Here is a 6,845-nt window from a genome sequence, read left to right as displayed (position 1 = left end):
CCCATACCGCTCTCGGAGGCCTCACTCCCATCGACCGCGTCCACAACGTCAGTGGGAAGAACAGCTAGGCTCGGGGCATGCCCGACCTGCGCCGCGCCCGCCTCAGCCCGGAGGAACGCCGCGCTCAGCTCGTCGCGGCCGGAGTCAACTTCCTCGCGGAGCACTCCCTCGACGAGCTCACGATGGACGTGCTGGCGCAGCGCGCCGGCGTCTCACGGCCCCTGCTCTTCCACTACTTCGACACCCGGCAGGGCATGCATCTGGCGGTGGTCACCACAGCCAGGGACAGCCTGCTGCTGGCCTCGGAGCCGCGCCCCGAGCTGGAGCCGCGCGCCCGGATTCACGACACGCTCCTGCGCATCACCGAGTTCGTGCGCCAGCACCAGAGCACGTTCCACTCGCTGGTGCGCGGCATCGCGAGCGGCGATCCGGCGGTGCGCCGCGTCGTGGACGAGTCCAGGGAGGTGAACGCGGACCGGCTGCTCGACGCCTTCACCGCGCTCGGCACGGCCGACTCCCCCGCCCTGCGCGTGGCGCTGCGCGCGTGGGTGTCGTTCACCGAGGAGACGCTGATCAGCCTGGTGATCGAGCGGGATGCGGATCCGGAGGATGTCGTGCGGTTCCTGGAGGCCACGCTCGACGGCGTCGTGGCCGCGACCGACACGCTGCGGGTCTGATCCCCGCGACGGTGCTGGTCGCGGTCAGGCCTCGCCGCGCAGCACGTCCAGCGCGTGCTGGAAGTCCGCGGGGTACGGAGACTCCGTGCGCACCCACTCCCCCGTCGTCGGATGCGCGAACCCCAGCCGGTGCGCGTGCAGCCACTGCCGGGTCAGCCCGAGCCGTGCGGACAGCGTGGGGTCGGCGCCGTAGAGCGGATCGCCGACGCACGGGTGCCGATGCGCGGCCATGTGCACGCGGATCTGATGCGTGCGCCCGGTCTCCAGGTGGATCTCCAGCAGCGAGGCGCCGGGGAACGCCTCCAGGGTCTCGTAGTGCGTCACGGACGGCTTGCCGTCGGGGACGACCGCGAACTTCCAGGAGTGGTTCGGGTGTCGTCCGATCGGTGCGTCGATCGTACCGGCGAGCGGATCCGGGTGCCCCTGGACGACGGCGTGGTAGATCTTCTCGACCGTGCGCTCCTTGAACGCGCGCTTGAGCACGGAGTAAGCGATCTCGGTCTTCGCGACCACCATCAGCCCGCTCGTGCCGACATCGAGGCGATGCACCACGCCCGCCCTCTCGGCGGCGCCGCTGGTGGCGATCCGGAAGCCCGCCGCCGCGAGGGCGCCGACCACTGTCGGGCCCTCCCAGCCCACGGAGGGGTGCGCGGCGACGCCGGACGGCTTGTCCACGACCACGATGTCATCGTCGTCATAGACGATGCCGAGATCGGGCACCGGGATGGGTTCGATCCGCGGCTCCTGCTTGGGACGCCATTCCACGTCGAGCCAGCCGCCCGCGCGCAGCTTGTCAGACTTGCCCAGAATGACGCCGTCCAGGCTCACCCCGCCGGCTTCGGCGACGTCGGCCGCGAAGGTGCGGGAGAAGCCGAGCATCTTGGCGAGCGCGGCGTCCACGCGGACGCCGTCGAGCCCGTCGGGAACGGGCAGCGCGCGGGACTCCACGCTCAGGCCCCGGCCTCGGCCGCGTCGTTGTTCTCGGCCGCCTCAGCGCCCTCGGACGCCTCGACATCCTTGTGGTCGCGCTCGCGCGAGCCGTCGAGCCGGAGACCCACGATGATCAGCAGCGCGATCGAGATCATGCCGGTCACGATGAACATGTCGGCGACGTTGAAGATCGCGGGCAGCATCCAGGGCATCGAGATCATGTCGACGACGTGACCGACAGGGAATCCCGGCGCGCGGAAGACACGATCCGACAGGTTTCCGAGCACACCGCCGAGCAGAGCTCCGAGCACGACCGCCCAGAGCCGGGAGCGCACCGAGAACGCCTTCCAGACGATCACGCAGGCCACGACGGAGAGGGCGATCGTGAAGATCCAGGTGAACCCCGCGCCGATCGAGAAAGCCGCGCCGGAGTTTCGGATGTAGAAGAGCTGGAGGAACTCTCCGAGCACCGGGACAGGCTTCTGCAGCGGCAGGTGCGCGATCGTGAGGTACTTCACAAACTGGTCGGCGGCCAGCACGAACACCGCGAGGATCGCGATGATCGCGCCGGCCGCCGAACCGTGAAGCGGTTGCCGCCGGGCCAACGGGGCTCCTTACTGGGCCGCGGGGGCGGTGCCGTCGGAGGGGCCGCCCTTCTCATCCAGGTCGCGGAGCTGACCCTCGATGTAGCCGCGCAGCTGCGTGCGGTACGAGCGCTCGAAGTCATGCAGCTCGGTGATCTTGCCCTCGAGCACGTTGCGCTCGCGGTCGAGACGCGCCGTCTCCTCGCGCTGCTTCTGCTCGGCGTCGGCCAGGATCTTCGCAGCCTGCGACTTGGCGTCGGCGATGAGCTGGTCGCGCTGGGACTTGCCCTCGGCGACGTGCTCGTCGTGCAGACGCTGTGCCAGCTCGATGATACCTGCGGTGGCGGCGGCGGGCGCCGCTCCCCCGACCGGAGCAGAGGCGACAGGGGCGGCAGCGGCGACCGGTGCCGGAGCGGCCGAGGCCTGGTCCGCCGCGGGGGCCTTCTCACCGGACTCGTAGGCGGCGAGCTTCGCCTTGAGGTCGGCGTTCTCGTCGAGCGCCTTGCGCCACTCGAGAACCACCTCGTCCAGGAAGTCGTCGACCTCGTCCGGGTCGAAGCCGTCCTTGAAACGGACGTGCTGGAACTGCTTGGTGACGACGTCATCCGGGGTCAGTGCCATTGGTGGCTCCTCTTTCGGTGAGTTCTCGGTGGCCGGGTGGATTGTCGGCGCCTGCCCGAGGCGGAGCACCTTCAGAAAAGCATAGCCGTGATCGGGGTGTGACAAAGGCGAGCCCTGCCGTGGCGCCCGGACTCACATGAACGAACGGGTGATCGTCATCAGGATCAGCACGATCAGCATCGTCAGCGTGAACCCGAGATCGAGCGCCACGGGACCGAGCCTCAGCGGAGGAATGAGGCGTCGGAACAGCCGGATCGGAGGGTCCGTGAGCGTGTAGATGATCTCGGCGGCGATGAGCAGCGCGCCGCGAGGGCGCCACTCGCGATTGAAGATCGGGATGTACTCGAAGATCAGCCGCGCGAACAGCGTGAGCAGGTACAGCGTGAGCAGGATGTTGAGGATCGCTGCGATCACGGAGATCGCGGGCAGCGATGTCACGCGTCAGGAGGTCGCGAGCGCGGGCTCGTCGCCCCCGGCGATCCCGCCCTGCCCCGACACCGCGATGCTCTCCGGCGACAGCAGGAACACCTTGCTGGTCACGCGTTCGATGCGGCCGTACAGGCCGAGCGAGAGACCGCTCGCGAAGTCGATCAGGCGACGCGCGTCGGCGTCGCTCATCTGCGACAGGTTGATGATCACCGGAATGCCGTCGCGGAAGCTCTCGGCGATGACCTGCGCGTCGCGGTACTGCTTCGGGTGCACGGTGAGGATCTCGTTGATCGCGCCGGCGGCGGGCTGACGCACCGCGGTCGGTCGGCGCAGCGGGGTCACAGGAGCGGGCCGTGCCTCCTCGCGGCGGTCCTCGTCGCGACGAGAGCTCTCGTGGCGCGCACGTTCGTGACTGGCGACGGGCGCGGCCGCGGGGGCCTCGTCGTAGACCTCTTCCTCATCGGCGAGGCCGAGGTACACCATGGTCTTCTTGAGCGGGTTCCCCATCGCGTCCTCCGTAGTGTGCGTGTGGTTCTGGTGTCGAGGTTAACCCTGTGCAGGGCGTGGTCCCGTGATTGCGGACCCGATCCGAAGGTGTGTCGCGCCGGCGGCGATCGCCTCGGCGAAGTCACCGGTCATCCCGGCCGAGATCCAGGTCGCGTCGGGCGCGACGCCGCGCAGCCGCTCGGCGTAGTCGTGCACCCGCGCGAACGCCGCCGCGGGATCCTCATCGAGAGGGGCGACCGCCATCACACCGCGCAGGCGCAGCGTGGGCAGCGTCAGCACGTGCTCGGCCAGCCGCTCCAGGTCGGCAGGGGCGACTCCCCCACGATCCGAGTCGTCGGTCAGGTTGATCTGCAGCAGCACGTCGAGGATCGCGTCGTCGAATGCTGCGCGGTCGAGTGCGTCGGCGATGCGCGCGCGGTCGACCGAATGCACCGCCTGGGCGGAGCGGCGGATCGCGACGGCCTTGTTGGTCTGCGCCTGGCCGATGAAGTGCCAGCGCAGGTCCTCGAATCCCGGCCCCTGAGCCTGTCGAAGGGCCTCCACCTTGGCGGAGAGCTCCTGCTGCCGGTTCTCGCCGACCTCGCGGACGCCGAGCCCGTACAGCTCCTGCACGAGGGTGACGGGATGGAACTTCGTCACCACGATCCGGGTGATGTCCGCAGTTTCCCGGCCCGCCCGCCGCACGGCGTCTGCGATCGACGCATCGATCGCAGACAGCCGCTCGGCGAGGCCTGTCACTTCAGGAACTCGGGGATGTCGAGGTCGCTCTCGTCGAAGGCCGGCTCGATGCTGGTGTGCACCGGAGCGATCACCGGGCTGGCCGCGGCGACGAGCGGACGGGAGTCCGCCTCGCCCGCAGTGCCCTCGGAGTCGGTCCCGGCGGAGGCCTTCTCCGCGACGACCGGAGCCGCCGTGCGGGAGAAGATCTGCGGGTCCAGCCGCAGCGTCGGCTCTCCGCTGTCGAATCCGGCCGCGATCACGGTGACGCGCACCTCGTCGCCGAGCGTGTCGTCGATGACCGTTCCGAAGATGATGTTCGCCTCCGGGTGCGCGGCCTCCTTGACGAGGTCGGCCGCGTCGTGGATCTCGAAGATGCCCAGGTTGGATCCGCCCTGGATCGACAGCAGCACGCCGTGCGCACCCTCGATCGACGCCTCGAGCAGCGGCGATTCGACGGCGAGCTCTGCGGCCTTGATCGCACGGTCGGCGCCGCGTGCGGATCCGATTCCCATGAGCGCGGAGCCCGCACCCTGCATGACCGACTTGACGTCGTTGAAGTCGAGGTTGATGAGACCCGGCGTGGTGATCAGGTCGGTGATGCCCTGCACACCGGCGAGGAGCACCTGGTCGGCCGTAGCGAACGCCTCGATCATCGAGATGCCGCGATCGCTGATCTCGAGAAGCCGGTCGTTCGGCACCACGATGAGGGTGTCGACCTCTTCCTTCAGCTTCGCCACACCCGCGTCGGCCTGGCTCTGCCGGCGACGACCCTCAAAGGAGAACGGCCGGGTCACGACGCCGATGGTCAGCGCACCGATCGACTTCGCGATCCGCGCCACGATCGGCGCGCCGCCGGTTCCGGTGCCGCCGCCTTCGCCCGCGGTGACGAAGACCATGTCTGCGCCGCTCAGGGCCTGCTCGATCTCCTCCGCGTGGTCCTCCGCGGCACGACGCCCGACCTCGGGGTCGGCGCCGGCGCCGAGGCCCCGGGTCAGATCGCGGCCGACGTCGAGCTTGACGTCGGCGTCGCTCATGAGCAGCGCCTGCGCATCGGTGTTGATGGCGATGAACTCGACGCCGCGAAGGCCGAGATCGATCATGCGATTGACGGCGTTGACGCCGCCACCGCCGACACCGACGACCTTGATCACGGCAAGGTAGTTCTGGTTCTGGCTCATCCCGTCCTCCGATGTATGTGGAGCCTTGAGCCGGGAACCTTAAACCTCAGGCAGAAGGTTAAAGTATTTCCCGGTATTGCTTTCTCTTTGTCGAAGGTAAGCGGCGCCACGCACGCAGAGCCCAAGCGACACGCGCGTCGGCCGGATCAGGCGACGGATTCGTGGCGAAAGACGCTGTCTCCTCAGCCGACGACGCCGACGTTCGGCGAGGAGACGTCGTACGTGGAGTGATCGGGGCTCGCTGCCATCAGCTTCTGCAGGGCCTCGGCCTTCAGCGCGGACTGATCCGCGCTCCCCCACACGATCTTCGTCCCGCTGGTCAGCTGCATGACGATGTCGTCCGGCGTGGGCGCCGTGACGCTGTCGACCTGCGCGCGCAGCGCGGCCGGGAGCACGCGCAGGGCGATCCCGACGCTGCGGAACGACGAGGCGTCCGTGCCGTTCTTGAGATCGATGAGGGCATATCCGGCCGGCCGGTCGACGGTGGTCGAGAGCGCCACGCCCGCCGCGTCGACGACCGTGAATCCGTGAGCCGAGGCGATCACGCCGACGGGGGTGCGTTCGATGATCCGCACCACCAGGTCGTGCGGCGGGTGCGCCTCGAGCTGATAGGTCTCGATCAGGGGGAAGCTGACCAGGGCTGCCTTCACCGCACTGGCGTTGACGAGGGCCAGGGGCGTGCCGACCTGACTCGCCAGCGCGTTCTGCACGTCGGCGGCCTTGAGCGCGCTCGTGCCCTCGACCGTGATCTTCTGCACGGCGAACAGCGGACTGTACGCCGCGCCCACGCTCCCCCCGACGACGACCAGCGCGACCAGCGCGCCGATGATCCAGCCGATCCTGCGACGCCGCGACCTCTGCGTGAATCGCCGGATCTCGGAGCGCAGCGCCCTGCGCCGCGCTCGCGCCGCCTGCCACAGGTCGCGGGCGGTGAACGGCGCGTCCGAGTCCCCGGTCCCGGTGGGTGCCGGATCGGCGAGAGCCGCGTCCTGCGGCTGCGGCGACGGCGCGGATCCCGCCCCCTCGTGCAGCGGCGCCGGCGCTCTTGACGCATGCGCATCCTCGCGGAACCCCACGTGCGGAGGACGGACGTCGGCCGGGGTGCTCCAGCGCTCCGCAGAGGCCGCCGTCGAGCGTGTGGGCTCCTCCGGCTCGGCCGGGGGCGGCACCGAGATCGGAATCGGGGACGGCCGGCGCAC

9 protein-coding genes are annotated in these 6,845 nt (G+C 69.5%); 1 reads left to right on the top strand and 8 read right to left on the bottom strand.

Annotation, left to right across the window (positions count from 1 at the left end; all coding sequences use genetic code 11):
• Positions 1-77 precede the first annotated feature (77 nt).
• Positions 78-677 carry a TetR/AcrR family transcriptional regulator gene (locus ABD882_RS12695; protein WP_345187459.1) on the top strand — a complete coding sequence of 200 codons (600 nt, stop codon included), beginning with the start codon at positions 78-80 and terminating at the stop codon, positions 675-677.
• Between the two features lie 24 nt (positions 678-701).
• On the opposite strand, the gene ABD882_RS12690 is transcribed toward ABD882_RS12695, so the two are convergent.
• The 8 genes from ABD882_RS12690 to ABD882_RS12655 all read right to left on the bottom strand — a co-directional run bounded on the left by ABD882_RS12690 (position 702) and on the right by ABD882_RS12655 (position 6,845).
• Complete coding sequence (locus ABD882_RS12690) at positions 702-1,625, bottom strand: RluA family pseudouridine synthase (RefSeq protein ID WP_345187458.1); 924 nt, start codon at positions 1,623-1,625, stop codon at positions 702-704.
• Positions 1,626-1,627: 2 nt separating this feature from the next.
• Positions 1,628-2,212: a signal peptidase II gene (locus ABD882_RS12685; RefSeq protein ID WP_345187456.1), complete on the bottom strand. Its 585-nt coding sequence runs from the start codon at positions 2,210-2,212 to the stop codon at positions 1,628-1,630.
• 9 nt (positions 2,213-2,221) lie between these two features.
• The gene (locus ABD882_RS12680; protein ID WP_345187454.1) at positions 2,222-2,812 is read right to left on the bottom strand and encodes a DivIVA domain-containing protein; all 591 of its coding nucleotides are present in this window, start codon (positions 2,810-2,812) and stop codon (positions 2,222-2,224) included.
• A 132-nt stretch (positions 2,813-2,944) separates the two neighbouring features.
• Positions 2,945-3,250: a YggT family protein gene (locus tag ABD882_RS12675; RefSeq protein ID WP_425563366.1), complete on the bottom strand. Its 306-nt coding sequence runs from the start codon at positions 3,248-3,250 to the stop codon at positions 2,945-2,947.
• Between the two features lie 3 nt (positions 3,251-3,253).
• The gene (locus ABD882_RS12670) at positions 3,254-3,748 is read right to left on the bottom strand and encodes a cell division protein SepF (RefSeq protein ID WP_345187451.1); all 495 of its coding nucleotides are present in this window, start codon (positions 3,746-3,748) and stop codon (positions 3,254-3,256) included.
• A 39-nt stretch (positions 3,749-3,787) separates the two neighbouring features.
• Positions 3,788-4,486, bottom strand: a complete 699-nt coding sequence (locus tag ABD882_RS12665) for a YggS family pyridoxal phosphate-dependent enzyme (RefSeq protein ID WP_345187449.1) — start codon at positions 4,484-4,486, stop codon at positions 3,788-3,790.
• A complete protein-coding gene (gene ftsZ / locus ABD882_RS12660; RefSeq protein WP_345187448.1) occupies positions 4,483-5,646 on the bottom strand; it encodes a cell division protein FtsZ in 1,164 nt (387 codons plus the stop codon). Before ftsZ ends, ABD882_RS12665 begins: the two co-directional genes overlap by 4 nt.
• Positions 5,647-5,828: 182 nt before the next feature.
• The gene (locus tag ABD882_RS12655) at positions 5,829-6,845 is read right to left on the bottom strand and encodes a cell division protein FtsQ/DivIB (RefSeq protein WP_345187445.1); all 1,017 of its coding nucleotides are present in this window, start codon (positions 6,843-6,845) and stop codon (positions 5,829-5,831) included.

The sequence above is a fragment of the Microbacterium panaciterrae genome, assembly GCF_039541635.1.
GTDB classification, from domain to species: domain Bacteria; phylum Actinomycetota; class Actinomycetes; order Actinomycetales; family Microbacteriaceae; genus Microbacterium; species Microbacterium panaciterrae.
The sequence above is the reverse complement of the archived record's forward strand: the minus strand, read 5'-3'. Positions and strand labels throughout refer to the sequence as shown.

Excerpts from the sequence above, each read along its gene's own strand:
- ABD882_RS12695 (WP_345187459.1), top strand. The coding sequence starts at position 78 with ATGCCCGACCTGCGCCGCGCCCGCCTCAGCCCGGAGGAACGCCGCGCT.
- ABD882_RS12680 (WP_345187454.1), bottom strand. The coding sequence starts at position 2,812 with ATGGCACTGACCCCGGATGACGTCGTCACCAAGCAGTTCCAGCACGTC.
- ABD882_RS12670 (WP_345187451.1), bottom strand. The coding sequence starts at position 3,748 with ATGGGGAACCCGCTCAAGAAGACCATGGTGTACCTCGGCCTCGCCGAT.
- ftsZ (WP_345187448.1), bottom strand. The coding sequence starts at position 5,646 with ATGAGCCAGAACCAGAACTACCTTGCCGTGATCAAGGTCGTCGGTGTC.